The sequence below is a fragment of the Deinococcus metallilatus genome (assembly GCF_004758605.1).
Classification (GTDB): Bacteria; Deinococcota; Deinococci; order Deinococcales; family Deinococcaceae; genus Deinococcus; species Deinococcus metallilatus.
The window spans coordinates 1,966,630-1,991,603 of the sequence record NZ_CP038512.1 but is presented as its reverse complement, the minus strand read 5'-3'; the positions used below and the strand labels follow the sequence as shown (position 1 = coordinate 1,991,603).

27 protein-coding genes and 2 tRNA genes are annotated in these 24,974 nt (G+C 68.7%); 12 read left to right on the top strand and 17 right to left on the bottom strand.

The genetic code is table 11. The features are described 5' to 3' along the window. Window positions 1–56: 56 nt before the first annotated feature. Complete coding sequence (locus tag E5F05_RS15680; protein WP_129119575.1) at window positions 57–794, top strand: helical backbone metal receptor; 738 nt, start codon at window positions 57–59, stop codon at window positions 792–794. Here the strand turns inward: E5F05_RS15680 and E5F05_RS15675 are convergent. The 6 genes from E5F05_RS15675 to E5F05_RS15650 all read right to left on the bottom strand — a co-directional run bounded on the left by E5F05_RS15675 (window position 781) and on the right by E5F05_RS15650 (window position 4,446). Next, the gene (locus tag E5F05_RS15675) at window positions 781–1,377 is read right to left on the bottom strand and encodes a TetR family transcriptional regulator C-terminal domain-containing protein (RefSeq protein ID WP_129119574.1); all 597 of its coding nucleotides are present in this window, start codon (window positions 1,375–1,377) and stop codon (window positions 781–783) included. The two genes, E5F05_RS15680 and E5F05_RS15675, sit on opposite strands and share 14 nt — an antisense overlap. Window positions 1,378–1,438: 61 nt before the next feature. After that, entirely contained in the window at window positions 1,439–1,915 is a 477-nt protein-coding gene (locus E5F05_RS15670) for a hypothetical protein (RefSeq protein WP_129119573.1), read from the bottom strand. 57 nt (window positions 1,916–1,972) lie between these two features. Then, window positions 1,973–2,593 carry a GNAT family N-acetyltransferase gene (locus E5F05_RS15665; RefSeq protein WP_241687185.1) on the bottom strand — a complete coding sequence of 207 codons (621 nt, stop codon included), beginning with the start codon at window positions 2,591–2,593 and terminating at the stop codon, window positions 1,973–1,975. A gap of 76 nt (window positions 2,594–2,669) precedes the next feature. Next, a complete protein-coding gene (recR, locus tag E5F05_RS15660) occupies window positions 2,670–3,332 on the bottom strand; it encodes a recombination mediator RecR (protein ID WP_129119572.1) in 663 nt (220 codons plus the stop codon). Between the two features lie 46 nt (window positions 3,333–3,378). Continuing rightward, complete coding sequence (locus tag E5F05_RS15655) at window positions 3,379–3,669, bottom strand: YbaB/EbfC family nucleoid-associated protein (RefSeq protein ID WP_041221221.1); 291 nt, start codon at window positions 3,667–3,669, stop codon at window positions 3,379–3,381. Window positions 3,670–3,768: 99 nt separating this feature from the next. Then, a complete protein-coding gene (locus E5F05_RS15650; RefSeq protein WP_129119571.1) occupies window positions 3,769–4,446 on the bottom strand; it encodes an NUDIX hydrolase in 678 nt (225 codons plus the stop codon). A gap of 229 nt (window positions 4,447–4,675) precedes the next feature. Here E5F05_RS15650 and infC point away from each other — a divergent pair, with 229 nt between their 5' ends. Both infC and E5F05_RS15640 read left to right on the top strand, forming a co-directional pair. Beyond that, window positions 4,676–5,293 (top strand): translation initiation factor IF-3, encoded by a 618-nt coding sequence (gene infC / locus E5F05_RS15645; RefSeq protein ID WP_129119570.1) that lies wholly within the window; start codon window positions 4,676–4,678, stop codon window positions 5,291–5,293. Between the two features lie 140 nt (window positions 5,294–5,433). Beyond that, window positions 5,434–5,679, top strand: a complete 246-nt coding sequence (locus tag E5F05_RS15640) for a glutaredoxin family protein (protein ID WP_129119569.1) — start codon at window positions 5,434–5,436, stop codon at window positions 5,677–5,679. A 44-nt stretch (window positions 5,680–5,723) separates the two neighbouring features. Here E5F05_RS15640 and E5F05_RS15635 read toward each other — a convergent pair whose 3' ends face one another. Next, on the bottom strand, window positions 5,724–6,758 hold the full coding sequence (locus tag E5F05_RS15635) for a metallophosphoesterase (RefSeq protein WP_241687184.1): 1,035 nt from the start codon (window positions 6,756–6,758) through the stop codon (window positions 5,724–5,726). Window positions 6,759–6,875: 117 nt separating this feature from the next. Between E5F05_RS15635 and E5F05_RS15630 the strand changes: the two genes are divergently transcribed. From E5F05_RS15630 to thrS, 3 genes are all read left to right on the top strand, one after another. Continuing rightward, complete coding sequence (locus tag E5F05_RS15630) at window positions 6,876–7,298, top strand: DUF805 domain-containing protein (protein ID WP_129119568.1); 423 nt, start codon at window positions 6,876–6,878, stop codon at window positions 7,296–7,298. Between the two features lie 100 nt (window positions 7,299–7,398). Further along, window positions 7,399–7,896 (top strand): GNAT family N-acetyltransferase, encoded by a 498-nt coding sequence (locus E5F05_RS15625; RefSeq protein ID WP_129119567.1) that lies wholly within the window; start codon window positions 7,399–7,401, stop codon window positions 7,894–7,896. Window positions 7,897–8,135: 239 nt separating this feature from the next. Next, a complete protein-coding gene (gene thrS, locus E5F05_RS15620; RefSeq protein WP_129119566.1) occupies window positions 8,136–10,085 on the top strand; it encodes a threonine--tRNA ligase in 1,950 nt (649 codons plus the stop codon). Between the two features lie 49 nt (window positions 10,086–10,134). Here thrS and E5F05_RS15615 read toward each other — a convergent pair whose 3' ends face one another. Further along, complete coding sequence (locus E5F05_RS15615; RefSeq protein WP_129119565.1) at window positions 10,135–11,004, bottom strand: glycerophosphodiester phosphodiesterase family protein; 870 nt, start codon at window positions 11,002–11,004, stop codon at window positions 10,135–10,137. Window positions 11,005–11,127: 123 nt separating this feature from the next. Between E5F05_RS15615 and E5F05_RS15610 the strand changes: the two genes are divergently transcribed. Both E5F05_RS15610 and E5F05_RS15605 read left to right on the top strand, forming a co-directional pair. Next, window positions 11,128–11,201, top strand: a tRNA-Cys gene (locus E5F05_RS15610). A 14-nt stretch (window positions 11,202–11,215) separates the two neighbouring features. After that, window positions 11,216–11,290: transfer RNA gene (locus E5F05_RS15605), tRNA-Val, on the top strand. An 88-nt stretch (window positions 11,291–11,378) separates the two neighbouring features. Here the strand turns inward: E5F05_RS15605 and E5F05_RS15600 are convergent. Beyond that, on the bottom strand, window positions 11,379–11,942 hold the full coding sequence (locus tag E5F05_RS15600; protein WP_129119564.1) for a DUF2231 domain-containing protein: 564 nt from the start codon (window positions 11,940–11,942) through the stop codon (window positions 11,379–11,381). 260 nt (window positions 11,943–12,202) lie between these two features. On the opposite strand from E5F05_RS15600, the gene E5F05_RS15595 reads away from it, so the two are divergent. Next, complete coding sequence (locus E5F05_RS15595) at window positions 12,203–12,889, top strand: TetR/AcrR family transcriptional regulator (protein WP_129119563.1); 687 nt, start codon at window positions 12,203–12,205, stop codon at window positions 12,887–12,889. A 72-nt stretch (window positions 12,890–12,961) separates the two neighbouring features. Here the strand turns inward: E5F05_RS15595 and E5F05_RS15590 are convergent, their stop codons facing one another. From E5F05_RS15590 to E5F05_RS15580, 3 genes are all read right to left on the bottom strand, one after another. Then, window positions 12,962–14,335: a sugar ABC transporter permease gene (locus E5F05_RS15590; RefSeq protein ID WP_129119562.1), complete on the bottom strand. Its 1,374-nt coding sequence runs from the start codon at window positions 14,333–14,335 to the stop codon at window positions 12,962–12,964. Further along, the gene (locus tag E5F05_RS15585; RefSeq protein WP_129119561.1) at window positions 14,332–15,756 is read right to left on the bottom strand and encodes an ABC transporter permease subunit; all 1,425 of its coding nucleotides are present in this window, start codon (window positions 15,754–15,756) and stop codon (window positions 14,332–14,334) included. Before E5F05_RS15585 ends, E5F05_RS15590 begins: the two co-directional genes overlap by 4 nt. A gap of 141 nt (window positions 15,757–15,897) precedes the next feature. After that, a complete protein-coding gene (locus E5F05_RS15580; protein ID WP_129119560.1) occupies window positions 15,898–17,079 on the bottom strand; it encodes a sugar ABC transporter substrate-binding protein in 1,182 nt (393 codons plus the stop codon). A gap of 321 nt (window positions 17,080–17,400) precedes the next feature. Between E5F05_RS15580 and E5F05_RS15575 the strand changes: the two genes are divergently transcribed. Next, the gene (locus tag E5F05_RS15575) at window positions 17,401–18,651 is read left to right on the top strand and encodes an MFS transporter (protein WP_129119559.1); all 1,251 of its coding nucleotides are present in this window, start codon (window positions 17,401–17,403) and stop codon (window positions 18,649–18,651) included. 288 nt (window positions 18,652–18,939) lie between these two features. Continuing rightward, window positions 18,940–20,205 (top strand): RsmB/NOP family class I SAM-dependent RNA methyltransferase, encoded by a 1,266-nt coding sequence (locus E5F05_RS15570; RefSeq protein WP_129119558.1) that lies wholly within the window; start codon window positions 18,940–18,942, stop codon window positions 20,203–20,205. A 106-nt stretch (window positions 20,206–20,311) separates the two neighbouring features. On the opposite strand, the gene deoD is transcribed toward E5F05_RS15570, so the two are convergent. Beyond that, on the bottom strand, window positions 20,312–21,019 hold the full coding sequence (gene deoD / locus E5F05_RS15565) for a purine-nucleoside phosphorylase (protein WP_129119557.1): 708 nt from the start codon (window positions 21,017–21,019) through the stop codon (window positions 20,312–20,314). Window positions 21,020–21,149: 130 nt separating this feature from the next. Here deoD and E5F05_RS15560 point away from each other — a divergent pair, with 130 nt between their 5' ends. Next, a complete protein-coding gene (locus E5F05_RS15560) occupies window positions 21,150–21,611 on the top strand; it encodes a DUF6194 family protein (protein ID WP_129119556.1) in 462 nt (153 codons plus the stop codon). A 16-nt stretch (window positions 21,612–21,627) separates the two neighbouring features. Here E5F05_RS15560 and E5F05_RS15555 read toward each other — a convergent pair whose 3' ends face one another. From E5F05_RS15555 to E5F05_RS15540, 4 genes are all read right to left on the bottom strand, one after another. Further along, complete coding sequence (locus tag E5F05_RS15555) at window positions 21,628–22,353, bottom strand: metallophosphoesterase family protein (RefSeq protein WP_129119555.1); 726 nt, start codon at window positions 22,351–22,353, stop codon at window positions 21,628–21,630. Between the two features lie 16 nt (window positions 22,354–22,369). Then, entirely contained in the window at window positions 22,370–23,146 is a 777-nt protein-coding gene (locus E5F05_RS15550) for a class I SAM-dependent methyltransferase (protein ID WP_129119554.1), read from the bottom strand. Between the two features lie 65 nt (window positions 23,147–23,211). Then, entirely contained in the window at window positions 23,212–23,805 is a 594-nt protein-coding gene (locus E5F05_RS21950) for a helix-turn-helix transcriptional regulator (RefSeq protein WP_129119553.1), read from the bottom strand. Window positions 23,806–23,846: 41 nt separating this feature from the next. Continuing rightward, window positions 23,847–24,848, bottom strand: a complete 1,002-nt coding sequence (locus tag E5F05_RS15540) for a S1C family serine protease (RefSeq protein ID WP_129119552.1) — start codon at window positions 24,846–24,848, stop codon at window positions 23,847–23,849. Window positions 24,849–24,974 lie beyond the last annotated feature (126 nt).

The following is a 24,974-nucleotide window of genomic DNA, read 5'->3' as shown; positions in this document are numbered from 1 at the left end:
GCTCTCAGCGGCAAGAGCGGAAGCTCCGGCGGGGCCCTGACCGCTATCCTGGCCCCATGCGTCTCGCCTCCCTCACGTCCAGCAACTCCGACATTCTCGCGGCGCTGGGAGCCGCGCCCTGGGTGGTAGCGGTGGACAACCACAGCGACGCGCCGGGGCTGGACGGGGCCGTGCGGGTCGGGCCGGACCTGAACATCGACGTGCAGGCGGTGCGGGTGGCGCGGCCCGACCTGGTGCTGGCGAGCCTGAGCGTGCCCGGCATGGAGCGCGTGGTGGAGGGGGTGCGCGCGGCGGGCCTGAGAACCCTGGTGCTCGACCCCGTCAGCGTCCCCGACACGTTGCGGGATATCCGCGAGATCGGCGCGGCCACCGGGCTGTCCGAACGGGCGGAGGCGCTGGCCGCTGACCTCGACGCGGAACTGCGCGGCCTGGCCCGCGTCTATCCGCGCCCGCCGCGCGTGCTGGTCGAGTGGTGGCCCCGGCCGATCATCGCGGCGACCCGCGAATCCTGGGTCACCGACCTGCTGGCGACGCTGGGCGCGGTGAACGCCCTGGGCGAGCGGCCCGGGCGCAGCACCCCCCTCACGCTGGAGGAGGTGCGCGCGGCCCGCCCCGACCTGATCGTGTGTTCGTGGTGCGGCGCGCGCAAGCTCCGCCCCGAGGTGATCGAGGCGCGCGGCCTGGGCGTGCCCGTCGTCTGTGTGCCCGAGAGCGGCCTGGGCCGCCCCGGCCCCCGCCTGATCGAGGGGGCACGGCAGATCGCGGCGGCGCTGGCGGACCTCAGGCTGGTGTAGCTTCCCACCCCAGAACCGCCCGCAATCCTCGCAAACATTCCGCGCGGTAGGCCCCCAGGTCCGGCGCGGGGTCGGCCAGGAAGCGCACGCTCAGGCCCTCGACCAGCGCCCGCAGCAGCCGCGCCCGTTCCTCGGCGCCCGCTTCCCCTGCCAGCCGCGCCAGTTCCAGGTCGAGCGTTAGCGTCTCACGCTGGAAGTCGCGCTGGACGGCCATCAGTGCCGGGTCACGGGTCGCGGCGGCCAGAAAGTCCAGGGAGACGGTGTAGAAGCGCCGGGTGTTCTCCACACCGTAGAACTGGTTCTCGACGTAGGCGCGGAGTTTCGCATCGGGCGTGGCCGCCTGCCTCAGCGCGCGGCGCGTGGCGACCGTGATCGTCCGCGTGAAGCGCCGCATGACGGCCGCGAGCAGCCCCGCCCGGCTCCCGAAGTGGTAGGCCAGCGTCCCCTTGCTGACCCCCGCGTACCCCGCGATGTCCGCCAGCGTCACGCCCGCATAGCCCCGCTCGTAGATGGCGAGGTACGCGGCCTTCTCCAGCGCCGCGCGCCGCGCCCGGTCCTGAATGGGGTTGACTGTCCGGGCCATGAGGGGCAGGGTAACAGGTCGCCGCTCGCCAGCGGGAGAGGGCCGCCTGGGCCGCTGCCCCTCAGTTGGCCAGGTACCGGATAAAGTCGCGCATGTCGTTCACGCAGGCGCTGGCCTCGTGCAGGGCGCTGCTGCCGGTGACGGTCCGCAGCAGGCCCGCGTCGCTGAGGAACAGTTGGCTGATGCGGTAGGCCACGCCGCCCTCCTCATGGGTGTAGGCGGCCAGGACGGCCCACGTTCCGGCGCGCTCGACCGGCTGCGTGACGATCTCGCGGACCCCGCTCTTGCCCAGGCTGGCCTGGAGGCGCAGGGCGAACGCCTGGGCTTCCTCCTGGGACCCGAGGGCGGGAAAGGCCTGTCCGTACCGTTCCTCGCGCAGGAGACACGCGCCCGCCGAATCGGTCCAGACGTTGGCATTGCCGTTCACAGGCGTCCACCCACCCAGCGGCACGACCAGGGCCTGCGCGGGCGCGGCGAGCAGGGCCGCCAGGGCGAGGACGGCCAGCGGCGGACGGGGCAGGCAGAAGTCGGCGCGCATTTCGGTCAGTGTACCCGCCGATCTGTGACAAGCCCCGGCCCGCTTCTCATCGCGGGGTCAGGACAGGGAAGACACCCTGGCCTGCAAGCCAGCCTTCACGGCAGGCCACTCGCCGCTGAGGATGCTGAACATCACGCTGTCGCGGGCGAAGCCGTCGGGCCGCACCTGATACTGCCGCAGCGTGCCTTCCTGCACCGCGCCGAGCTTGTGCATCGCGCGCAGGCTGCGGGCATTGCGGGCATCCACCTTGAAGTGGACCCGGTTCGCGCCCAATACCTCGAAGGCGCGGCCCAGCAGCAGCAGCTTTGCCTCGGGGTTCGCGGTCGTCCCCTGGGCGGCGGGCACCAGCATCGTGCCGATCTCGACCCAGCGGTCGCTGACCTTCACCTCGCTGTAGCTGATGCGGCCGACCGCCCGGTCCCCCAGCAGGACCGCCCAGTTCACGCGGCCAGGCAGGGCGTTCAGCCGCGTGATGTACTCAGCCCAGCCCGCCACGCTGCGCTCTTCCGGGCCGCCGCGTGCCAGCAGCGCATACGTGGCCTCGTCCGCCCCGGCGTGCAGGTCCGCCGCGTGTTCCTCGGTCAGCGGCACCAGCGTGATATGCCGCCCGGCCAGGGGGACGGGCCTCAACCACTCGGACGGCGGGGCGGGGGGGAGGGGATCAGGCGACTGGGTCACGCGCCTACCGTAGCCCAGGGCTCAGAAAAAGCAAACGCCCTGCCTGGAACTGTCCGGCAGGGCGAGGCTCGCCCACCTAACGTGGGGAAGGGACCGGGGCGGTGCCGTCCTCGTCGTCGCGGCGGGGCCGGGGGGGGGTAGGCGCCTCGTTCACCCGTCGGCGTCCGCTCATCGCGCGGCCCAGCGTCACCTCATCGGCGTATTCCAGGGCGCCGCCCACCGGCAGGCCGTAGGCGATGCGGCTCACGACCGCACCCAGCGGTTCCAGCAGGCGCTGGAGGTACAGCGCGGTGGCGTCCCCCTCCACCGTCGTGCCGGTCGCCAGGATCACTTCCATCCCGTCCTGCACGCGCGGCAGCAGCGGCTTGATGTGCAGCCGCTCCGGGCCGACCCCGTTCATCGGACTCAGGACGCCGTGCAGCACGTGGTACAGCCCCCGGTATTCGCCGCTGCGCTCGATGGCGATCACGTCGCCCGGTTCCTCGACCACGCAGATCACGTCCTGGTCGCGCGTGGGGTCGCTGCACACGTCGCAACGCTCCGCATCGGTGATGTTGAAGCAGACCGGGCAGGTGTGCAGGTCGCGCTTGGCCTCCAGAATCGCCCCCGCCAGCCGCTCGATGTCCTCCCGCGGCTGCTCGAACAGGTAAAAGGCCAGCCGCTGCGCGCTCTTCGGCCCGATGCCGGGAAGGCGCGACAGCTCCCGGATCAGCCCCACGAGTGAAGGCGGATATTTCATGCTTCACCTCGCTGACGGCTGAACGCTGACTGCTGACGGCTCTTCATCAAAATCCCGGCAGCCCCAGCCCGCGCGTCGCCTCCTGCTGCAAGGCTTCGGCCTTCGCGTTTGCGTCCTGCAAGGCCACCAGCAGCAGGTCTTCGAGCGCCTCCACGTCGTCGGGGTCCACCGCTTCCGGCTTGATCTTCAGGCCCGTCACCTTGCCGTGCCCGTTCATGGTGACCGTCACCAGTCCGCTGGCCGTCCCCTCCACCGTCTGCGCGGCGAGGTTCTCCTGAATCTTCGCGGCGGCCACCTGCGCCTGCTGCATCTGCTTCATGAGCTTTTTCATGTCCATGTGGGTGATTCTAGCGGGGGAGGTGGCGGGAGAACGTGGGGGGCAGAACGGGGCCGGACAGGTCGCCCGCGCCTCTGCTGCTGATCGCTGACTGCTCCCCTACAGCGCCGCCGCCTTCGCCCCTTTCGCCCGCCGGTACAGTTGCGCGGGCCTGCCGACGCCGCAGCGCCGCTCGCCGCTGGGTACCAGCACCCCCTGCGCCAGCAGCCGCTTGCGGAAGTTGCGCTTGTCGAGGGGCCGGTTCAGGATCGCCTCGTGGACGCCCTGAAGCTCAGGCAGCGTGAAGGTGTCGGGCAAAAACTCCAGCGCGAGATTGGCATATTCCAGCCGCACTTGCAGCCGCTTGATCGCCCGGTCGAGGATGGCCGCGTGGTCGAAGGCCAGACCGGGCGGCCGGTGCGCCGGAAACCACGCCGCGCCCAGGGTGTGGCCGCCGCCCGTCACATGAACAGTCCCGTGCGGCAGCACCGCGAGGTGCGCGACCGACACGATGCGCCCGCGCGGATCGCGGTTCAGTTCACCGAAGGTATAGAACTGCTCCAGGTGCCGGGGTTCCAGCTCCACCGTCGTCTCGGTCCGCAGTTCGCGCAGCGCCGCCTCGTGCAGCGCCTCCCCGACCTGCACGAAGCCGCCCGGCAGCGCCCAGTCGCGGGCGTGGGGCAGCTCACCGCGCTGCACCAGCAGCACCCGCAGTTCGCCCGCGTGCATGGCAAAGGCCGCCACGTCCACGGCCAGGCCGACCTGGGTGGCCTGGGGCGGCAGGGAGAGTGTCCCCATGACACAAACTCTAGGCGGGGGAGGGAGAGAGGTCAAGCAATGGGCAGGCATTCGCCGCCCTCTGGGGTGCGGCGGACGTTGCCGGATGGGCCATCCCCAAAGCCGCGTGAGAAACAAGTCCCCCGGCGGGGGCAGGCGACGTGGTAAAATACGTTGTCATGCCCGAATGGGCGTACAAGCCGCCTCGCCGCCAGTGTGCCGAGCACGTCTGGATGGGGGGCGCGCGGAGGTGATAGACATAGCGAAAGAACATAAGGTCAACGAGCAGATTCGTGTGCGTCAGATTCGCCTGATCGGCGCGGAGGGCGAGCAGATCGGAATCATCGACACGCGCGACGCTTTGAGCATGGCGCGCGAAAAGAGCTTGGACCTCGTGATGGTGAGTCCCCAGGCCGTCCCGCCCGTCTGCCGCCTGCTCGACTATGGCCGGTTCCGCTACGAGCAGCAGCAGAACGAGAAGGAAAACCGCAAGCGTGCCCGCGCCCAGGAAGTCAAGGCGATCAAGTTCCGCGTCAAGATCGACGACCACGACTTCAACACCAAGACCGGACACGTGCGCCGCTTCCTCGAAGAAGGCCACAAGGTCAAGGTCACCATCATGTTCCGTGGCCGCGAGCGCACCCACCCGGAACTGGGCGAGCGCATCCTGCACCGTGTCGCCGATACTCTGGCCGATGTCGGCACGCCCGAGGGGATGCCCAGCATGATGGGCATGGACATGAACATGATCATGGCGCCCAAGGCCGCACCCAAGCGCGAGGGCAGCCGCAGCGACGCTCCCCAGTCCGAAACCCCGGCGACCCGGCCCGCCGAGGCCCCCCGGTCCGAAGCGCCCGCGAACGCCTGAAGACCTGCCTGCCCCAGCGGCCTGCCTGCGTGGCGGGCCGTTTTTTCTGGCGTCACTGGTTCTGCCCGCCGTGCCTGGTTCTGCCGGAACAGTGCGAAACGCCCTACCGCCGCCCGCACTTTGTTTTGTAAAGTTGGGCCATGATCAAGATGTACACGACCAACTGGTGCCCCGACTGCCACGCCGCCAAGCGCGCGCTGACCAGCAAGGGCATCCCCTTCGAGGAAGTCAACATCGAGCAGGACGAGCAGGCCGCCGAGTACGTGATGAGCGTGAACGGCGGGAAGCGCAGCGTGCCCACCCTGGTCAGCGGCGACGTGGCCCGCAGCCTCAGCGGCTTCCGGCCCCAGAAACTCGACGCCTTCCTGGCCGAAGCCGGGCTGTAAAGGCGACCCGCAAGGCAGCGGCCTCCCCCCGGGGCCGCTCTTTTTTAGGGCTTGCGGACCGTGTCGGTATGCACCTCGCGCGGCTGGCCGTCTTCGCCAACCGTGAAGGCGCGGACGGTCAGCGTCTCCCGGGTGATCTCCAGCCACAGGAAGCCGGGCTGGTCGACGACCTCGAAGGTCGCCGGGCGGGTGCCGCTGCGGCCCGCCTCCACCTTGCCCGCCGCGCCGCTGACCCATTGCCGCGTGCCCGGACATTCCGGTTGCGGCGCAAAGCCCAGCAGGGCGTGGTCATGCCCGCTCAGGATGCCGTCGGCCCTGCCGCAGGCCGCGCTATAGAGCACCCGGACCGCGTCCCCCCGCTGCCCCGGGAGTGGGAGGCGGTCGTAGTGCCCGGCGTCCCCGTGTTTCCCGTTGCTGAAGAGGGGATGGTGTCCCAGCACCAGCCGCCAGCGGGCCTGGCTGCTCGCCAGGGCTCCGGCCAGCCAGGCCCGCTGCGCCGCGTCCCAGGGGCCGCCCGGCCGTTCGTTCGCGCGCCGGGGGGGCAGGTAGGCCGCGAGGGGCGAGGTGTCCACCGCGAAGAACTCCACCAGATCACCGGCCGGGGCGCGGTAGGTGCGGGCGGGCATCACCCACTGCGGATGCGTGCGGGCGTAGGCCACCTCCGCGTCGGCCCCCCGCGCATCCGCGCCGTCGCCACCCAGCAGCCACGATTCGTCATGGTTCCCCGCGACCATCAGGAAGGGCACCCCCAGCGGGCCGTACTGTTCCGCGAAGCGTTCCCGGAACAGGGGAGAGGCCGGGTCATGCGGTCCCGCCGGGTAGAAATTGTCCCCCAGGCCCACGCCCAGGTCGCAGCCGTCCCGCAGGCACACGGCCTGCATGGCCGACGCCACCCGCCGCTGCACTTCCGTCCCCGTCCCCTGGTCACCCATCACCACCACGCGGATGCGGATCTGTGCCGGGGTCGTGGGCAGGGGCAGCGAGGCGGTCACCTCCGGCAGGGGTGAACTGGGACTGGTGACGGCGGGCGCACACGCGGTCACCAGCGCGGCGAGAGCGAGGAGAAGGGGAGAGCGCACGGGGGAATGCTACCCCCAGCGTCCCCGCTGGATTTGCGCCTCCTGTATCTCACCGGAGCATTAAGCTCTTCTCACGCACCCGACAACTTCAGCCGGAATGGGAGCGGAGGAGGCCCTATGAACGAGTATCTGAACGTCATTCGCAACCACTACGCCGACTTTAGGGGGCGTGCCCGGCGACGGGAATACTGGATGTTCTACCTCATCAACACCATCATCAGCCTCATCCTGTATCTGCCCTTCATCGTGCAGACCGTCGGTGCTCCTGATCCTGAGAGCGTCATGCCTAGTGGACTGGCCCTGGTCAGCTCGTTGCTGTTTCTCCTCTACAGCTTGGCCGTATTCCTCCCTGCCCTGGCGGTGAGCGTGCGCCGTCTCCACGACACGGGCCGGAGCGGCTGGTGGTTCCTGATCAATTTCGTGCCGTTGGTCGGCGGTCTGGTGTTCTTTATCTTCACGGTGCTGGACAGCCAGCCCGGTCCGAACAAATGGGGACCGAACCCCAAGGGAATGCAGAGTTCAGGCGCGGCGGCCTGGTAGGCCGGACGGTGAGCCAGGAGGCCCGGTTCCCGCCGGGTCTTTTCCGTTCATCCGCCATCCAGCGCATTGGCCTTCACCGACACGTGGGGAAGACTGCCGCATGCCTCCTCTCACCCTCCGCCCCGCCACCCCCGCTGACTTCCCCGCCCTGCGCCCCATGCTGCTCGACATGGGTTTCGTGGAGGACGAGGAGGCCCTGGCGGCCCGCTTTCCCGCTTTCTGTGACCGCGAGGATTTCGGCCTGCTGGTTGCTGAGGACCCGGCAGGCCGATTGCTGGGTTACGCCTGGGTGCAGGACTACGGCCCGCACCTGCGCTCCGGGGATTCCCACCGAACGGCCAAACTGCACGACCTCTACACCGTGCCCGAAGCGAGAAGGCAGGGTGTGGCCCGCTCCCTGATGGGCGCGGTGGAAGCCTGGGCACGCGCCCGCCCGTTGCGCTACGTCTTCTGGTACGCGAATGACCACAGCGCCGCGCCCGCCTACGAACGGATGGGCTACCGGTCGGCAGGCGCGGGGCAGGAGGGTTACCGCTTCTTTGAGATTGACTTCGGGGAGGCGAACACGCGCACGCCGCACCCGCTGCGCGGATCGTAACGGGCGGGTTGCTCCCCGTCCGCCTCGCCCGCTATCTTGGGCGCATGAGCCTCCCTTCCCATCACTCCGGTCTGGTGCTGTGCCGACTGGTTGTGGGTGGCGGGATGCTGCGGCGAATGCCCCTTCGTCCCGGTCTGGATACGCGAACTCCACGCGCCTGAGAACCTACGCGGCTCTCAGGCGTTCTGCTGGTTCTCGCGGCTAGACCGGGTTTTCTCTTGCTTATTCAAGGAGTCTCCATGCACGTCACGTTGCCCGACGGAAAACAACTCGACCTGCCCCAGGGCGCAACGGCCCTCGACGCGGCCAAAGCGATTGGCCCCCGCCTCGCCCAGGACGCCCTGGCCGCCACCGCGAACGGCGATCTGGTGGACCTGATGACGCCGCTGCCCGAAGGCGCGAACATCACGCTGATCACGAAGAAGAATCCCGCCGACGCCGCCCCCGTCTTCCGCCACTCGCTCGGCCACACGTTGAGTCAGGCGGTGGGCGAGTTCTACCAGCGCAAGGGCTATCCGCGTGAGGCCGTCAAGCGCGGCGTGGGGCCAAGCATCGAGAATGGCTTTTATCAGGACTTCGACCTGCCCGAACCGCTGAAGGAAGAGGACCTCCCCGAAATCGAGGCGATCATGCGCGAGATCATCGGGCGGAACCTCGACATCGTTCGTCAGGACGTGGGGAAGGCGGCGGCGCTGGAGTATTTCGGCTACGACCCCTACAAGGTCGAACTGATCCGCGAGTTTCCCGACGACGAGCCGGTCACGTTCTACACCCAGGGTGACTACGTGGACCTCTGCCGGGGGCCGCACTTCCCGAACACGGGCAAGCTTCCCCCGGCCTTCAAGCTGATGAGCACCAGCGGCGCGTACTGGCGTGGCAACGAGAAGAACCCGATCCTCCAGCGCGTCTACGGCGTGGCCTTTGCCACCCAGAAGGAACTCGACGAGTACCTGGAGAAGCTGGAGGAAGCCAAACGCCGCGACCACCGCAAGCTGGGGCGCGAGCTGGAACTCTTCCTGATCGACCCGCTGGTGGGCAAGGGCCTGCCGATGTGGCTGCCCAACGGCACGATCCTGCGCGACGAACTCACCCGTTTCCTGCGTGAGCAGCAGTTTCAGCGCGACTATCAGGGTGTGGTGACGCCGAACATCGGCAACCTGGACCTCTTCCGCACCAGCGGCCACTACCCCTATTACTCCGACAGTCAGTTCGAGCCGCTGACGGTGGACGAAGAGCAGTACATGCTCAAGCCGATGAACTGCCCCTTCCACATCCGCATCTACGCCAGCAAGCCGCACTCCTACCGCGACCTGCCGGTGCGGCTCGCGGAATTCGGCACGGTCTACCGCTACGAGATGAGCGGCGAACTGAACGGCCTGACCCGCGTGCGCGGCTTCACCCAGGACGACGCCCACATCTTCGCGCGGCCCGACCAGCTCAAGAAGGAATTCCTGGATGTGCTGGACCTGACGGTGCTGGTGCTGAAGACGTTCGGCATGAACGACGTGCGCTTCCGCGTGGGCGTGCGTGACCCCGAATCCGACAAGTACGTGGGCGACCCGGCGCAGTGGGAGGTGGCCGAGCGCCAGATCATCGAGGCGGTGGAGGAGGTCGGCCTGCCCTACACCATCGAACCCGGCGACGCCGCCTTCTACGGCCCCAAGCTCGACTTCGTGGTGAAGGACGTGCTGGGCCGCGAGTGGCAGCTCGGCACCATCCAGGTGGACTACAACCTGCCCGAACGTTTCGACCTCACCTACACGGGCGAGGACGGCCAGGAACACCGCCCGGTGATGATCCACCGCGCGCCCTTCGGCAGCCTGGAACGCTTCGTGGGCATCCTGATTGAGCATTACGGCGGCGACTTCCCCTTCTGGCTGGCGCCCCGCCAGGTCATGATTATCCCGATTGCCGACCGCCACAACGCCTACGCCGAGACGCTGGCGAACGAGTTCAAGGCCGCAGGCCTGCGCGCCGAGGTGGACGACAGCAACAACCGCATGAACGCCAAGGTCCGCAACGCTGAACTCCACAAGATTCCGGTGATGCTGATCGTCGGTGACCAGGAGGAGGCGCGGCGCGAGGTCAGCGTCCGCGAACGCACCCCGGAAGGCCACAGGGAACGCAAGGGCGTGGACTTCACGGCCCTGCTGGCCGAGTTGCAGGAACGCTACCGCACGCGGGCGTAAACGGGGAAAGGGGAGAGGGGCCAGTCACACGCGCTGGCCCCGCTTTTCTTCAGCGTTGTCCTGCCCCTTCCGCCAGAACTGCTTTCAGCAGGTCCGGCTGGTTCGTAATGATGCCGTCCACGCCCATCTGAATCAGGCGGCGCATCTCGGCGGGGTCGTCGATGGTCCAGACGTGGACCGCCACGCCGCGCGCGTGCATGGCGCGGACGAAGGCGGGCGTCACCACCTCGATACTGCCTGACCGCACCGGCACCTGTGCGGCCCGGCCCGGCAGTGGTGCCAGGCGCGCGAGGCCCACCTTGCTCAGCAGCACCAGGGGGCGCAGTTCCTTTTCCGTCATGCTGGTCATCACTTCCGGACAGGCCGCGCGGAACTCGTTCATGGCCGTGTCGCTGAAGCTGGCGACGATGACGCGCCCGGTCGCGCCCGCGCCCCGCAGCGTCTTGCAAAACGGCGCCGCGATACTGGGCGACGCCTGTTTGATCTCGATGGTCAGCGGCATGTTCGGGAAGGCGGCCAGCACCTCCGAGAGCTGCGCGACCTGCACGCCCTGCCCCCGGAAAGGGAAGGTGGCGCCGCCGTCCGGGGTGAAAGCGTACCCGGCATCCGCTGCCAGCACCTGCGCCAGCGTCATGTCGGCAATCTTTCCCCGGGTGTCGGTCAGCCGGTCCAGCGTCTCGTCGTGCGAGAGCACCAGCACCCCGTCGCGGGTGGCGTGCAGGTCGGTATCCAGCATATCCACACCGAGTGCGGCGGCATTCCGGTAGGCCAGCATCGTGTTGCTGGGCCACAGCCCCTCGCCCCCCTGATGGGCGATGTTCAGGGTGCGGCCCTGGAGAAAGGGATTCGCGGGGTGGGCGGCGGGCGCGCAGGCCCCCAGCAGCACCGGCCCCAGGCCAGCCAGCAGCAGTCGCTTCATGTCAGGCTCCACTCTACGCTGCGGCCCCGCGCGTGCCCCCGCTTTACAGCCTCAAAAGTGCGTGCTAACATTCCCTCCGCTGGTCGAGGTTGAGTCCCCCAGCCGCCCCACGGCGAGTACAGCGGCGCTGTAGCCAAGTGGTAAGGCAGAGGTCTGCAAAACCTCCACCACCGGTTCGAGTCCGGTCAGCGCCTCCAAGTTTTTCTCTTGTAGAACCGTAGCTCAGGGGTAGAGCACTACCTTGACACGGTAGGGGTCAGGGGTTCAAATCCCCTCGGTTCTACCAACACACCCGCTCTAGAAGCGGGTTTTTTACTTTGCCTACTTCGCTGGAGGCCTACCGGTTGATGAACCGGGATGAGATGGCCCTCTTGTTATCCCTGCGGCACGGCCAGCGTGTGCCCGACGCCCAGACCATGCCGGTAGACGAGCTGGCCTCCCAGAAAGCCGCCCACCAGGACCAGCCCCAGGGCCGTGCCCGAAAGGGCCTTGCCCAGCCGACGTTTTCCACGTCTGCGCGCCAGCAGGGAGGCGCCGTTCAGCAGGAACGCCGTTTCGTTGAGGGCACCATGAATCAACCCGGTGCGGCGGGCCTGTCCCCGGGTATTGGACCAGTCCGTCCAGCCTGCGGCAATCGTGGGGATGGCCCCGACCGTGCCCAGCAGCAGGACCAGATCGGCGGCGTGTTCGGTTTCCGCCGTCGGCTCGAAGGGCAGGAAATCCAGCATCCCCGCGATCACCCAGCCGCCCAGCGGCAGGTGGATCAGGATGGGATGCAGGGGATGGCCCAGCGGCTCGCCGTGCAGCAGCCGGAGGACCCCTTGCGGCAGGTAGGCCTCGGCCTCCTTGAGCACGGGCTGCACCTGCTCGGCCAGCCTCTCCAGCGCAGCGTGGTTGCTCAGCGCGTCCTCGATCCGGTCATTGATCTGTGAATCCATGCCCGCTCCTTGTCTCCCGTTCTGTTCACCCTAGGGAGTAGGGTGGGCGCCTCCGTGAGCGGAGCTTGCAGGCGCCTTAAGACAGAATGGCCAAGATGCGGGAGGCTCAGGCGAGCTCTGCGCCTGAGGCGGTTGATGAGCACACGACGTGTGATGGAGCGTTCTGACCGTTGGACAGCGGTTCCAGCCCCACCCGTTGATACCCCCGGCGTGAAGGGCTTCACAGCCGTTGCAGCAGGCGCGGGGGTACGATCTGACCCGTGGTCAGCCCCGCCCCCCGTCCCGCCCGTGCCCGCAGCCCCGAGGAGAAGGGTCAGCGGCGCGACGATATCCTGCGCGCGGCCGAGCGCCTCTGGACCAGCACGCCATACGCCGAACTGAGCATGAATCAGGTGGCCCGCGAGGCGCAGCTCGCCAAGGGGACGCTGTACCTGTACTTCGACACCAAGGAGGAGCTGTTCCTGGCGCTGCTGACCGAACACCTCGGGCGCTGGCTGGAGCAGGTCACGGCGCTGCTCGACGAGCGCCAGCCCCGCACGCCGGAGGGCGCGGCCGAGGTGCTGATCCAGTCGGCCCGCGACCAGGAGCCGCTGCGCCGCCTGCTGATCCTGCTGGGCACCGTGCTGGAACGCAACGTGCGCCCCGAACTGGCGCTGAACTTCAAACGGGAGTTCCGGCGGATGGTCCAGGGGGTGCTGGAGCGGCTGCCCTTCGCGCCCGAGGTCACGCTCCGCCTCCTGATGCACATGTATGCCCTGTCGCTGGGCTGGCAGCAGCTCACCGAGGAACCGCCCGCCGCCAGCCTGCTGCGCCGCGAGGCCGACCTCGCGTTCCTGTTCCCTTCCTTCGAGCAGGAGTTCGCCTTCAGCCTGCGCGCCGTCATTGACCGCCTGGTGGCGGAGGCGCCGGCAGCGGCAGAAGCGCCGTCCCGCAAAAGCCTGGCCTGACGGCAAAAAGCAGGCCCCCGGCGTTGGTCCGGGGGCCTTGATGTCAGGAGCCGGGGAAAGGCTGGGCGCCGGTTACTCCTTCACGCCGCCCGCGACCGCTCCGCCTACGAAGTAGCCCTGGAAGCCGTAGAACAGGGCGATGATCGGCAGCGCGCCCAGCATGGCGGCGGCGGCGAAGATGCCCCACTTGGTACTGAACTGCCCCTGGGTGAAGCTGAGCAGCATCACGCCCACCGTCCACTTCTCCACGCCGGTCAGCAGCACGTTCGCCAGGATGAATTCGGCGTAGGTGCCGATGAACTGGTTCAGGAAGATAAAGGCCAGCATCCCGCCCGAGAGCGGCAGCACCACCCGCAGAAAGGTCTGCCAGCGGGTCGCGCCGTCCACCATCGCCGCTTCCTCCAGCGACTCGGGCAGCGACTCCACATAGCCCTTGAAAATCCAGGTGTTGAAGGCGATTGCGCCGCCGCTGTAGGCCAGGATCAGGCCGGTGAAGGTGTTGGTCAGGCCCAGCGTCACCATCAGGCTGTACACGGCGACCAGCGCCAGGAACACCGGGAACATCTGGATGAAGATGAAAAAGAGCAGCGTCTGGAAGCGGCCCGGAAAGCGCAGCCGCGCCATCGCGTACCCGGCGGTCGTGGAGAGCAGGATCGCCAGCAGCCCCGTCAGGCCCGACACGAACAGCGTGTTGCGGACCGACAGCACGAACTTGCTCTCGTTGTCCTGCCCGGTGAACTGCGCGGGCGTCACGAAGAGGACCAGCACGGCCAGGGCCACCGCCAGCACCCGCAGCGCCCAGGTCCGGGCGCCCGCGAGGCCCTCGGTGTCCCGCCCGCGTCGGCCCGCCAGCGCGAAGAGCAGCAGTGCCACCAGGGCCGCCCCGGCCACCGCCGCCACCCCGAGTTGCCAGGCCGGAACAAGCACACCGTCAAAGAGCCGCCCGAAGTTCTCCAGGCTCAGCTTGCTGATGTCGGGCAGCAGGCCCGAGCGGTAGAGGATGTTGGGGTCGCTGAAATTGGGGAAGGCGAAGAGGCTGTTGCGCGGGTCGAAGGCCGCCAGCAGCACGTAGAACAGGGGATAGACGGCGACCAGCACGACCAGGATCAGGAAGAGGTGGGTGAGCTGGTCGCCCAGCACCGCGAGGTAACTGATCCGGCGCCCGGTGCGCCACCTGCCGATTCGCTGCCCGATCAGGCTGGTCAGCGCCAGCACCCCGCACGCGGCCAGCAGGAACAGCAGGAACCTCTTCCAGCCACCCTCCACGAAGTAGATCGTGAAGCTCTTGGGGCGACCTTCCATGTTCTTCGCCAGGAAATACCCCAGCGTGCCCAGGCCGATCAGCAGCGCGGCCAGCACCAGCCAGGGCAGGGCGCGGCGCAGCGGGCCGGGTTCGCGGTGGACGTAGACCTCGGCTTCGGTGGGGCGTTGCGGCGCAACCGTCATTTCCGGGCCTCCTCAAAGACGCCTGCTGCCTTGAAGTTCACCAGGCTGATGCCGAGCGTCAGGAAGAAGATGATCAGCGCGACGGCGCTCGCCAGGGCATAGTTCTGGCCGCCCGCCGCGCCGAAGGCGTTGTTGTACCCCCAGTTGATCAGGAGGTCGGTCGCGCCCGCCGTGCTTTCGTGGCCCGCGACCGGAGGCCCGCCGGGTCCGCCCGGCCCGCCCGCCGTCAGCAGGTAGATCACCGTGAAGTTGTTGAAGTTGAAAGCGAAGGCCGACAGCAGGATGGGCGTGAAGGACTGGCGCAGCAGCGGCAGCGTGATGTTCTGAATCTGTTGCCAGCGGCTCGCGCCGTCGATGCTGGCCGCCTCGTAGAGATCGTCGTTGATGGTGCCCAGCGCGCTGATGGTGGCCGTCATCATGTAGGGAAAGCCCAGCCAGAGGTTCACCAGCAGCACGCTGATCTTGGCCCACAGCGGATCGATCAGCCAGGGCACGGCGGCGAAGCCCAGCAGCCCCAGCGTCTTGTTCACGATGCCGAACTGCTGGTTGAGGAGCGCCGCCCACATCTGCACGCTGATCACGGCGGGAATCGCCCAGGGCAAAAAGAGCAGCGTGCGGTAGATGTTGCGCCCCTTGAGCCGCTTGTTGTACAGCAGGATGCCCAGGATCAGCCCCGCGAGGGCATTCAGGACCACCGTGCTGAAGGCAAAGACCACCGTCCAGACGAAGACCGGCCACAGCGCACTGCTGGCCTTGGCGAAGATCTCGCGGAAGTTCGCCAGCCCCACGTAGTCGTAACGGTTCAATCGGGTGGCGGTAGCCACGTCAAAGCCCTGGGGGACCGGGGCGGCGAGCGTCACCGTGCGGCCCTGGACGCTGGCGATCTGGGCGCGCAGCGGGTTCGCCGCGTCCTCTTCCAGCAGCACCAGCGTGTCGCCCGCACAGGTGGCCGCCTTGCATTTCAGGTACGTCTGGAGATTCCCGCCCTCGGGGATTTCGGCCAGCGTGACCGTGCGGCGGTCGGGGGACAGTTTCGCGTCCGTGCGGACGGCGGAATCGGGGTTGCCGCTGTTCTGCCCGCTGTAGTTGGTAAAGGCGTAGTTCACGGTCATGATGATCGGCAGCACCGTGAAGGCCGCCAGGAAGACCAGCGCGGGGAAGAGGTAGTACCAGTTGGTGATCCAGGGAAAGAGGCGCGCGGTGAGCGGCATCGCCAGCAGCAGTACGCCCAGCGCGTACACCAGGATCAGGGCGGGCGGGGCCTTGGGAAACACGCTGGCGGTCAGGCCGGAGAGCAGCCAGCCGATCAGCGCCGCGCCGCCCAGCAGCAGCAGCAGCACGAGGACCGCCAGCAGAACGCCGCTCGCGCCGTCGGGGGGGGCCGCCCGGCGCGGCGACTTGGAAGGCAGGGTCGCGGTCATGGGGTGGGGAACCTCCGGAACTCAGGGGAACTTCGAGCGGCGAAGAGCAGCGGAAGGAACGTCGCCTGTCCGCTGCTCTCCAGTGGTGTTCAGGGGTGAGGGTGGGCGCGCGGGCACGCCTCAGCGCTCACCGGGCCTCCCTCACTTGATGTTGCTGTTGATTTCCTGAACGGCCTTGTCGAGGATCTGCTTGTAGTCGGCGCCCGGCTTCTGCACGCTCTGGGCGATGGCGTTGGTCCAGGGACCCCACACTGCGCTCATCTCGGGCACGTTGGGCATCGGGGTGCCCATGCTGATGGTCTTGCCGAAGCCCGCGACCACCGGGTCACTCTTCAGCTTGGTCCGCGCCGCCAGGCTGACCGGGATGCGCCCGCCCGCCTTGTTGAAGCTGACCTGCGCGTCGCTGGTGGAGAGCTGCTTGGCAAACTGCGCGGCGGCGGCCTTGTTCTTGCTGTAGGCGCTCAGCATGGTGCCCTGCACGCCCACGAAGGGGCTCCACTTGCCGCTCGCGCCGGGAGGGGTGGGGAAGGGCATGATGCCGTAGCTGAGGCCCGCCTTCTTGATGTCGCCCATGTTCCAGGGACCGGTCAGGAACATGGCGAGGCGGCCATCCAGAAAGGCACTCTTGGCCGCGTCGCTGGTGACGCCTTCCGGCACGAGGTTGTACTTGTAGCGCAGGTCGTTCAGGAAGGCGCTCGCCTTGACCGCCCCGGCGTTGTTCAGGCCCACGTCCTTCACGTTGAGGGTGCCGCCGTTGTTCTTGAAGACGTAGCCGCCATACGCGCTGATGACGCCGTAGTTCTGGTAAGCCTCGCTGAGGTCTTCGAGGTAGCCGAACTTGCCGTTGCCGGTGTTGGCCTGCGCCACCTTCAGGAATTCAGGCCAGTTGGCGGGCGCGTTGGGCACCAGCTTCTTGTTGTAGACCACGCCCACGGCTTCCGCGAACATCGGCAGGCCGAACAGCTTGCCCTTGTAGGTCATTGCGCCCAGCGCGGTCTTGTCGAAGTCGCTGCGGCTGACCACGTACTTGTCCATCGGCTCGATCACGCCCGCCGCCGCATACTGGCCGATGCGGTCCTGCGGCTGCGTCACCAGCAGATCCGGCCCCTGGCCCTTGGGCGCGCTCTGGATGAACTTGTCGGGAATCTGCTCGAAGGGCACGTTGACGAGCTGCACCTTGTTCCCGGTCTTCTTCTCGAAGGCCTGCGCCTGGTCCTTGAGCCACGCCTGCTCGGGGCCGCCGAAGTGCGTCCAGACCGTAATGGTGGCGGCGCTGGCATTGCCCAGCAGGGCGAGGGACAGAATAGTCAGTGCTTTCTTCATGCTTGCTCCTTCGCGTGCGGTTGAACCGCTTCCAGTAAGTTGGATTGCCGGGGCCGTCCGGTCTGCCAGAGCTGCGCCTGCCGCTCGGGGGACCTTTCCTAAGAAATGGATGACGCCAGCAGCGTACATCCTGTGAACAGCTCCGAAAAAGTATAGATGGGTGCCACTGCGGGAACAATCCCCGGAAATGGACCGGTTTTTAACGGACCAGTCAGAAGAAAGTCAACTTTGCTGGACCGAATCCAAAGCAGGTGTCCGGTTGACGCCTACTCACTGTGAGGCGCCTTACCGAGCGGTCAGGAGAAGTGGTAAAATGCCCCCATGACGGCCACGCCTCCTCCCCCCGCCCGGTCCTCAATGGGCCGGGCCAAGTTGATCCTGTTCCTGACCATCTTTATCGCCATGCTGGGCCTGTCGGTGCTGTTTCCGATCATCGCGCCGCTGGGGCGCCAGCTCGGGCTGAGCGAGACGCAGATCGGCTGGTTTTCCACCGCCTACAGCCTGGCGCAGTTCGTGTTCGCGCCGATCTGGGGCAGCCGCAGCGAACGCACCGGCCGTAAACCGGTGCTGCTGCTGGGGCTGGTCGGCTTCTCGCTGAGTTTCGGGCTGTTCGGCCTGTTCGCGTCGCTGGGCGCGCAGGGTGTTCTGGCGGGGACGGTCCTGTTCGTGCTGCTGGTCGCCTCGCGCCTGCTGGGCGGGATGCTCTCCAGCGCCACCCTCCCCACCGCGCAGGCGATGATGGCCGACCTCAGCAGCGAGAAGGACCGCGCCGCCGCGATGGGCCTGATCGGCGCGGCCTTCGGTCTCGGCGTGGTGTTCGGCCCCGCGCTGGGCGCGCTGCTCTCCGGCTTCGGGCTGACTGTCCCCATTTTCTTCAGCGCCGGGCTGGGCCTGCTGACCGCGCTCGCCGCGTATTTCACGCTTCCCGAGACGCGCCGCGCCGATGCCCGGACCGCCGCCCCCGGCGACCGCCGCGCGCTGCTGCGTCACCCCGGCATCCTGCTGTTCCTGGCCGTGAGCGCGCTGTACACGCTCGCCAGCGTGGGCATGGAGCAGACCATCGCCTTCTACGTGCAGGACACGCTGCATCTCACGGCGGCCCAGACGGCGAAGACGGTCGGCGGGATGCTCGCCATCTTCGGGTTCCTGGCCGCGGCGGTGCAGGGCGGCGCGATGCGGCCTCTCAGCAAGAAGATCGCGCCCGGCCCGCTGATCATGGTCGGGCTGCTGGTGATGGGCGCGGGGATGTTCCTGCTGCCGCTCACCTCGGCGTACTGGACGATCACCGGCGCGCTCGCCGTCGTCGGCATCGGCAGCGCGATTCTCGGCCCCAGCCTCAGCGCCGCGTTGTCCCTGAGCGTCGGGCGCAACCAGCAGGGCGCGGTGGCGGGGCTGAACAGCAGTGCGCTCGCGCTGGGGCGGATGACTGGCCCCCTCATCGGGACCGGCCTGTACCAGAGTGCCGGACACGGCGCCCCCTACCTGCTCAGCGGCGGTGTCCTGATGGCCCTGCTGGTCTGGACCCTGATCGCCCGGCCCCAGGTGCGGGCGGTGGAGGGGGCGAAGGTTTGAAGTTCTGAGCGATGAGCTTTGAGCAGGGGCTTCGGCGGGGGCTGGAGCCTCTGCTTTTTTTGGGGAGAGCGTGAGGGCAGGCTGGCGCCTGCCACCCCCCTCTGCAAGCAGCTCTGCGAGTCCCAGCCTCTCGCGGTGCGAGCTGTACCAGTCCCCCGCAAGGGGGGAGGAGCAAAAAGCGGTCCCATATGCCTTCATGCATCAAGTCGCCTCAGCCTTGCGCCAAAAGCTGACCCCCTTCTCGCTCATCGCCCACAGCCCGCTCCTCCCCGCCGTATCCTGCCCCCCATGACTGCCCCCCGCCCCACCTTCAACCCGGCCCGCGTGCTGGCCGTGCGTGTGCTGACGCGCGTGCTGGCCGGGGAGACGTTCGCGGCCCCCGCGCTGGACGCGGCGCTCGCGGAAGCCCGGCTGCCTGCGCGGGACGCGGGCCTGGCGACGCACCTCGTCTACGGCACCCTGCGGTATGCGCCGATGCTGGAAGCCGCCCTCGCGCCTCTGCTGCGCGGCGAGACGCACCCCAAAACGCGGGCGCTGCTGCTGGCCGGAGCGTTTGAGAAACTGGTGCTGGGAACGCCCGCGCACGCCGTCGTCAGCGAGTACGTGAATGTGGCGCGGCTGGCGCGGCTGGCCCCGCCCGGCCTGGTGAATGCCGTCCTGCGCCGGGTGGAGCGGCCCGCCGAGACGGACGAAACCCGGTACGCGCTGCCGGAGTGGCTGATCGAAACCTTCCGCACGGCCTACGGCGAACGCGCGGACGCGGTGCTGGAGAGCCAGCTCCAGCCGCAGCCCCTCTGGTTGAGCCTGTCCGATGCGGGGGTGCGGAGCCTGGAGGCCGAGGGCAGTGTGGTGGAACCCGGTCCGAATGACGTGGACCGCGTGACCCTTTCGCGCCCTCTGCGGGATACCGCCGCCTATCGCCAGGGGCAGGCGCAGCCCATCAACCCCGCCAGCCTCAGCGTCGTGGACGCGCTGGGGGAGGTGGAAGGCCAGCGGGTCCTCGACCTCGCGGGGGGCGCGGGGGTGAAGGCGGCGATGCTCGCCGCGCGGGGGGCCAGGGTCACCAGTGTGGACGTGATGGCCCGCAAGCACGGCGCGGCCCGCGCGAACCTGAAGCGCCTGGGCCTCCAGGCCGACTTCCTGACGCACGACCTCACCCTGCCCCTCGACGTGCCGCCCGCACCGCTGGTGCTGCTGGACGCCCCCTGCACCGGCACCGGCACCCTGCGGGCCCACCCGGAAATCAAGCTGCGGCTCACGCCCGGCGCGGTGGGGGAGATGGCGACCTTGCAGGCCCGGATGCTGCCGAACGCCGCCGCGCTGGTCGAGCCCGGCGGCCTGCTGGTCTACAGCGTGTGCAGCGTGACGCCGCAGGAGGGCCAGGAGGTCGTGCGGGACTTTCTGGCCGCGCACCCCGAGTTCACCCCCGAATCCCTCCCCGACCTGGGCCTGCCCGTGACGCCTGCCGGAGAGGGCGTGCTGACTGTGCCCGAGGACGGCGTGGACGGCTTTTTCATCACGCGGTTGAGGAAGGCAGGCGGGCGGGAGGCATAGCCTGGAGCATGACGCCCGACGCCGCCTGGGATGACACGAGAAAAGCAGGGAAAGCGCGAGCTTTTGCTTTCCCTGCTGGCGGCTGACCGCTGAAAGCTGACCGCTCCTACATCCCCAGCGCCGCGTCCAGCGCCACCTCGATCATGCCGTTGAAGGTCTTCTGCCGCTCCTCGGCGGTGGTTTCCTCGCGGGTGACGAGGTGGTCGGAGACGGTCAGGATGGTCAGCGCCCGGACGCCGTACCTGGCGGCGAGGGTGTAGAGCCCGGCGGCTTCCATCTCGACGGCCAGCACGCCGTACTGGGCCCAGAGTTTGTACTGCTCGGGATCGTCCTGGTAGAAGGTGTCCGAGGACAGGATATTGCCGACGTGGGTGGCAAAACCGCGTTCCTGGGCGATCTGGTAGGCGCGCAGCAGCAGATCGAAGTCCGCGATGGGGGCAAAGTTCCGCAGGCCGAAGCGGATGTTGTTGATGTTGCTGTCGGTGCAGGCCCCCTGCGCCAGCACCAGGTCGCGGACATGCACGTCCGGCTGATAGCTGCCGCAGGTGCCCACGCGGATCAGGTTCCGGCAGCCGTAGTCCTGAATCAGTTCGTTCACATAGATCATGGATGAGGCCATGCCCATACCGGTGCCCTGCACGCTGACGCGCTGGCCCCGGTACGTGCCGGTAAAGCCCAGCATCCCACGCACGGAATTGTGCTGCACCGGGTTTTCAAAGAACGTTTCCGCGATGTGCTGCGCGCGCAGGGGGTCACCGGGCAGCAGGACGGTTTCGGCAATCTGGCCGGGCTGGGCATTCAGGTGGACACTCACGCGGCTCAGGGTAGCAGGGACGCACCCACGTCGCTCCACCCCGAACGGCATCCTGAAATGAAGGCCAGCTCAAGAGGCTGCCCCGAGGTTTGCTCAGGGTTCTCAGCAAGTCTGATTCAGGAGGCCCAGCATGGATGAGGACGCCGTCAGAGAGGCCATGACCCGCCGGTACGCCGACACAGAGGTGGTCGAGTCGTCAGGCAACTTCTTTTTCCAGGTCCGGCCCGGACAGGAGGCTGGCCCCGACCGCTGGCGGCCCTTTGCCACCCTGGTGACCAACGATCTGTACGATCAGGCCTCCGGGCTCGACCGACCTGGGGTCTTTCGGCTCAACGTCGGGGTGAGTCCGGAAACCTACCGCTCGCTGTTCGGGGAACTTCCCCGGGGCAACGGGGCGTCGGTTATCGACACCGGGCACGACTACACGGCGCTGAACCGGATCATGCCGCACCCCCTGTACGCGCCGCTGGCCTGGGTGTGCGTGCTCAACCCCACTGAGGGAACCTTCCAGGCTCTCCAGCCCTTGCTGGACGAGGCCCATACGCGGGCGGCCCACCGGGAGGCGGCGCGGGCCGGGCGCCGCGAGGCGTAGTCGCCGGAAGGCGCCGTTACCCGGCCACCCAGTCCCCCGCCGCCCACGCCGCATGCGGCATCCCCGACGCGAGGAGGCCGCGCCGCACCTCCTCCACGTCGTAGGGCACCGCGCGGAAGGTGGGTTGCCAGCCCCCCGCCCTGCGCTCCAGCAGCAGGTACTCGGCGCGGGCCGGGTTCACGTACCGCTCGCCCCGCCACTCGAAGGGCAGGCCGACGCTGCCGGGGTTGAGGAGCGTCCAGCCGTCCAGGGTCCGCAGCAGGGGTTTGTGGGTGTGGCCGCCGACCCAGACGACCTGCCGCCCGTGCACTGTCCGCAACTCCTCCAGGCGGGCGTCCGGCGTCTGTGCCGTCAGTTCCTCATTGTCACGCTCGGGGCTGCCGTGAAAACACAGGAGGTCGGGGAATGCGGCAGTCGGCACGTAGCCGCGCAGCACCTCCCGCTCGCTGTCCGTCAGTTGCGCGGCGCTCCAGTTCCCGATCTCCCAGAGTTCCCGCTCGTCGGGAAAACCGCGCGGCGTGAAGGGGCGGGGAGACTCCAGCATCTCCCGGTCCGCATTCCCCCGCACCACCGGGCAGCCCAGCGCCGCCACCTCCGCCACGCACTCGCGCGGCCAGGCGCCGTCCATCGCCACGTCGCCCAGACAGACGAAGGCCTCCGCCCCCTGTGCCCGCATGTCGGCGAGGGCGGCCCGGAGCGGGGGAAGGTTGCCGTGAATGTCTCCGAAAACCGCGAGGCGCATGGACGCAGCCTAACGCTCAGACCGCCAGGGGCCTCAGCACCATTTGCAGGCCGCCGAAGATGAGTTCCCGCTCCTCTCCATCCGGTAGGAAGGGCCGCAACTCCGTATCGAGCCAGGCCACGACCTCCCCCAGCGTCTCGCGGCCCGCGTCCGTGGCAACGATGGTGTTGGAATGGGTAAGCAGGTAGGCCACCAGCGCAGGCCGGGTGAAGGTCAGCGGGTGGATAAAGCGTTCCTCTTGGAAGGAGAAGCGGGCCTGTCGTGCCTCCGCCTCGCTAAACCCGTAGCCGTACCCGGAACGGTGCCGTGGTGGCGCCGGGTAGCGTGCCCCATACGCCTTCATGAACTCTGCGAAATCCTCCCGACCCGGCATCCTCCCCAGGAAGAAGTCGTCATACAGGAACAGCACGCCCTCCGGCTTGAGGGTGCGTCGCGCCTCAGCGAGAAAGGCCTCCTGGTCAAACCAGTGAAATCCCTGCGCGACTGTCAGCACGTCGAGGGTGTGGTCGGGAATGGGCAGGGCCTCGGCTCTCGCCTGTGCGTAGGTCACGTGCGGGTGGGGCGCAGCGTGGGTCAGCATCGCTTCTGAGGCGTCGAAGGCCAGCACGCGCTCGATCACATCCGCAAGGGCCATACTTGACAGACCCGTGCCGCAGGCCACATCCGCCCCCAGCGCCCGCTGGGCCAGCAGAGGGGCGAGCCGTTCCATGAACAGGGGGTGGAAGAAGGGCCGCCCGGCGGCGTAGCGGATTGCCGCATCCTGCCCTTGAAAGGGGTTGATGACCTGAGACATGGTCGCAGTGTAGGAGGACCGGCGCCCTCGCCATTTTCGTTGAGGCGCATGGGGCAGGGTACGCGCTATACGCTCAGCAGGCCAAGCTGAATGCCCCGCGTTACGGCCCCGGCGCGGCTCTGCACGCCGAGCTTCGAGTAGACGGCCTGCACGTGGAACTTGACGGTGCTCTCGGTCACGCCCAGTTCGCGGGCGGCCCGCTTGTTGCTCAGGCCCTCGGCCAGCAGGGCCAGCACGTCCCGCTCGCGTGGGGTCAGGGTCACGCCAGCGGCCAGGGGGAGGTTCTCCTCTTCGTCCTCCTCGGTGCTCAGGGGGGGAGGGGGCAGCAGCGTGGGCGGCAGCACCGCGAGGCCCGCCGACGCCCCCAGGACTCCGGCGAGCAGTTCGGCGGGCGTCGCGTCGGCGGGCAGGGCCGCCCAGCCGCCGGAGGCGACCTCCGGGAGCACCCCCGCCCAGGCGACCGAGCCGACCGCGACCACCGCCCCGGCCTCCGCGAGTTCGGCGCCGCGCCCCAGCCAGGCGTCGTCCACGACCAGCACGGCCCCGCCCTCCTCCACGACCCTCACGCCCACGCCCGCCAGCAGCGCCCGGATGCCTGCCCCGACCAGCGGCGAGAGCAGGGCCAGTTGCACGGTCGGGAGCGTGGAAGCGGGCACCATGGCCGATGCTACCGGGGAAGCGGGCGCGGGGGCCATGCGGCTCAGCGTTCTCCCACCGTCACGGTCAGGTCCGTCTCCTGCCCGCCGCGCAGCACGCGCAGGCTGAGCGTCTCCCCGGCCCGCTCACGCACGCGCTCCAGCAGTTCGCGCGGGTCGCGCAGGGCCTCGCCGTCCAGGGCCAGCACCACGTCCCCGACCAGCAACCCGGCCTGCGCGGCGGGGCTGCCGTCTTCCACCTGCACGACGGTCAGGCCGACCCTGCCGCCCCGGCCACGCGGTCCCCGGCCCCAGGGCCCGCCCCGGCCCCCGCGCGCCCACGGCCCCCGCTGGTCCGGTCCCCAGCCTTGCGGCCCGTGGCGGTGCGGGCCGGGTCTGCCACGCCGGGCTTCGTCCCACTGGTCGGCCTGCCCCTGCTCGGCCTGCGCCGGGTCGGGGAAGTGGACGGGCTGCGTCGCCAGCCCCAGGTAGCCGCGCGGCATCCGGCCGTGGGCGGCGAGTGCCTCGGCGGCCTTCAGGGCGCGGGCGACCGGGACGGCCAGCAGCGTGCCCCGTCTCAGGCCCGCGTTCAGCACCCCGACCAGACCGCCGCGTGCGTCCACCAGCGCGCCGCCCGACACGCCCCGGAACGGCGCGGCCCCGGCCTCCAGCCAGCCGCGCAGCGGGCCACGCTCGGGCGCCTCTTCCCGCTCCATCAGGCCCAGGGTCACCTGGAGGCCGTGCGGTGGGCGGCCCACCGCGAGCAGCAGTTCGCCCGGCCGCGCCCCCGCGCTCGGCGTAAAGGGCGTCACATTCAGCCCCTCCACCCGCACCAGGGCGAGGTCCGTCACCGGGTCACGGCCCAGCACGGTCCCGGGGCGTTCCTGGCCGTCCGCCGTCCACACCCTCACCTCGTCACCGTGCAGGACGTGCGCGACCGTCAACACCTGACCGTCCGCAATCACCGTGCCGCTGACCGGACCGCCGCCTACCACCGTCACCACACTGTTTCCCGCCGATTGCGCGGCGTCCGCGATGCCTGCCGAAATGTCACTGAAGTTCGTCATGCCCCTATGGTGCGGCGCGCGCTCCGAAAACACGCCGGGCGAATGGTTGGGCGTACCGCCTGGCCGAATGGGGGGGGGATACGGCGGCGTGCCGGGAAAACGGAACAGGGCCGCCCCAGGTGCAGG

What these genes read in the sequence shown, in the direction of transcription:
- E5F05_RS15680 (WP_129119575.1), top strand. Translation starts at nt 57, where the DNA reads ATGCGTCTCGCCTCCCTCACGTCCAGCAACTCCGACATTCTCGCGGCG.
- E5F05_RS15675 (WP_129119574.1), bottom strand. Translation starts at nt 1,377, where the DNA reads ATGGCCCGGACAGTCAACCCCATTCAGGACCGGGCGCGGCGCGCGGCG.
- E5F05_RS15670 (WP_129119573.1), bottom strand. Translation starts at nt 1,915, where the DNA reads ATGCGCGCCGACTTCTGCCTGCCCCGTCCGCCGCTGGCCGTCCTCGCC.
- recR (WP_129119572.1), bottom strand. Translation starts at nt 3,332, where the DNA reads ATGAAATATCCGCCTTCACTCGTGGGGCTGATCCGGGAGCTGTCGCGC.
- E5F05_RS15655 (WP_041221221.1), bottom strand. Translation starts at nt 3,669, where the DNA reads ATGGACATGAAAAAGCTCATGAAGCAGATGCAGCAGGCGCAGGTGGCC.
- E5F05_RS15650 (WP_129119571.1), bottom strand. Translation starts at nt 4,446, where the DNA reads ATGGGGACACTCTCCCTGCCGCCCCAGGCCACCCAGGTCGGCCTGGCC.
- E5F05_RS15640 (WP_129119569.1), top strand. Translation starts at nt 5,434, where the DNA reads ATGATCAAGATGTACACGACCAACTGGTGCCCCGACTGCCACGCCGCC.
- E5F05_RS15630 (WP_129119568.1), top strand. Translation starts at nt 6,876, where the DNA reads ATGAACGAGTATCTGAACGTCATTCGCAACCACTACGCCGACTTTAGG.
- E5F05_RS15625 (WP_129119567.1), top strand. Translation starts at nt 7,399, where the DNA reads ATGCCTCCTCTCACCCTCCGCCCCGCCACCCCCGCTGACTTCCCCGCC.
- thrS (WP_129119566.1), top strand. Translation starts at nt 8,136, where the DNA reads ATGCACGTCACGTTGCCCGACGGAAAACAACTCGACCTGCCCCAGGGC.
- E5F05_RS15615 (WP_129119565.1), bottom strand. Translation starts at nt 11,004, where the DNA reads ATGAAGCGACTGCTGCTGGCTGGCCTGGGGCCGGTGCTGCTGGGGGCC.
- E5F05_RS15600 (WP_129119564.1), bottom strand. Translation starts at nt 11,942, where the DNA reads ATGGATTCACAGATCAATGACCGGATCGAGGACGCGCTGAGCAACCAC.
- E5F05_RS15590 (WP_129119562.1), bottom strand. Translation starts at nt 14,335, where the DNA reads ATGACGGTTGCGCCGCAACGCCCCACCGAAGCCGAGGTCTACGTCCAC.
- E5F05_RS15585 (WP_129119561.1), bottom strand. Translation starts at nt 15,756, where the DNA reads ATGACCGCGACCCTGCCTTCCAAGTCGCCGCGCCGGGCGGCCCCCCCC.
- E5F05_RS15580 (WP_129119560.1), bottom strand. Translation starts at nt 17,079, where the DNA reads ATGAAGAAAGCACTGACTATTCTGTCCCTCGCCCTGCTGGGCAATGCC.
- E5F05_RS15575 (WP_129119559.1), top strand. Translation starts at nt 17,401, where the DNA reads ATGACGGCCACGCCTCCTCCCCCCGCCCGGTCCTCAATGGGCCGGGCC.
- E5F05_RS15570 (WP_129119558.1), top strand. Translation starts at nt 18,940, where the DNA reads ATGACTGCCCCCCGCCCCACCTTCAACCCGGCCCGCGTGCTGGCCGTG.
- E5F05_RS15560 (WP_129119556.1), top strand. Translation starts at nt 21,150, where the DNA reads ATGGATGAGGACGCCGTCAGAGAGGCCATGACCCGCCGGTACGCCGAC.
- E5F05_RS15555 (WP_129119555.1), bottom strand. Translation starts at nt 22,353, where the DNA reads ATGCGCCTCGCGGTTTTCGGAGACATTCACGGCAACCTTCCCCCGCTC.
- E5F05_RS15550 (WP_129119554.1), bottom strand. Translation starts at nt 23,146, where the DNA reads ATGTCTCAGGTCATCAACCCCTTTCAAGGGCAGGATGCGGCAATCCGC.
- E5F05_RS21950 (WP_129119553.1), bottom strand. Translation starts at nt 23,805, where the DNA reads ATGGTGCCCGCTTCCACGCTCCCGACCGTGCAACTGGCCCTGCTCTCG.
- E5F05_RS15540 (WP_129119552.1), bottom strand. Translation starts at nt 24,848, where the DNA reads ATGACGAACTTCAGTGACATTTCGGCAGGCATCGCGGACGCCGCGCAA.